We start from the raw sequence: 1,238 nt of genomic DNA, 5'->3' as shown, positions 1-1,238 counted from the left end.
GCCCCCCACCGCGCCGGTACCAGGTGAAACCACGCCGGAGCCCACCACACATCCGCCCCACACCCCTTTCAGCGCGGACCAACCCGGTGAGCTCCCGAACGGCGAACAGCCCCCACCTCACCCGGCCACGACGCGGCAATGCAGACCACGTGCGCTGGGAGGCGTTCCATGGCGGTGCTCTGCAAACCGGCCATCGAAGTACCCGAGTACGTCATCACCAACGAAGAGACCCTCGAACTGGCGAGGCGGCTGCACCACGGCCACCCCCAACTCGACCTGGTCCTCAGCCTCATCGAACACACCGGAGTACAAAAACGGCACCTGATCCAACCCATCGACAAAGTACTCCAACACCCCGGCCTCGACGCCCGCAGCGCCACCTACGAGGCACACACCAAAGCCCGCGTACCGGCCGTAGTACGCCGCGCCCTCGACCACGCCGAACTCGAACCCCAGCAGATCGACCTCATCATCTACGTCTCCTGCACCGGCTTCATGATGCCCCCACCCACCGCATGGCTCATCGACACCATGGGCTTCGGACCCAACACCCGGCAACTACCGATCGCCCAACTCGGCTGCGCAGCAGGCGGCGCCGCCATCAACCGCGCCCACGACTTCTGCACCGCCTACCCCGACGCCAACGTACTCATCGTCGCCTGCGAGTTCTGCTCGCTGTGCTACCAGCCCACCGACCTCGGCGTCGGATCCCTCCTGTCCAACGGCCTGTTCGGCGACGGCATCGCCGCCGCCGTACTCCGAGGCAACGGCGGCACCGGAGTCCGCCTGGAACGCAACGGCTCCTACATCATCCCCAGCACCGAAGACTGGATCTCCTACGCCGTACGCTCCACCGGCTTCCACTTCCAACTCGACAAACGCGTACCCGGAACCATGGAACCACTCGCCCCCGCCCTCCAAGCCCTCGCCGAACAACACCAATGGAACGCCGGCAAAATGGACTTCTACATCATCCACGCAGGCGGCCCACGCATCCTCGACGACCTCAGCACCTACCTCGACGTACCACCCGAAGCATTCCGCTTCAGCCGCGCCACACTCACCGAATACGGCAACATAGCCAGCGCCGTCGTACTCGACGCCCTCGCCCGCATGTTCAACGAAGCCTCCACCCTCGACGGCCACCGCGGCCTCATGGCCGGCTTCGGACCAGGCATCACCGCCGAAATCTCCCTCGGCACCTGGACCACCCAAACCGAAACCTGACACCCCCAAAA

1 protein-coding gene is annotated in these 1,238 nt (G+C 65.3%); it reads left to right on the top strand.

The genetic code is table 11. The features are described from left to right. Positions 1-168: 168 nt before the first annotated feature. Complete coding sequence (locus ACIPWY_RS40250) at positions 169-1,227, top strand: type III polyketide synthase (protein WP_393706214.1); 1,059 nt, start codon at positions 169-171, stop codon at positions 1,225-1,227. Positions 1,228-1,238: the final 11 nt, after the last annotated feature.

The sequence above is a fragment of the Streptomyces sp. NPDC090032 genome, assembly GCF_044748025.1.
In the GTDB taxonomy this organism is placed as follows: domain Bacteria; phylum Actinomycetota; class Actinomycetes; order Streptomycetales; family Streptomycetaceae; genus Streptomyces.
Note: the sequence above shows the minus strand (reverse complement) of the source record. Positions and strands in the feature narration are given on the sequence as shown.

Bases quoted from the DNA above. Each gene is read 5' to 3' on its own strand.
- ACIPWY_RS40250 (WP_393706214.1), top strand. From the start codon at position 169: ATGGCGGTGCTCTGCAAACCGGCCATCGAAGTACCCGAGTACGTCATC.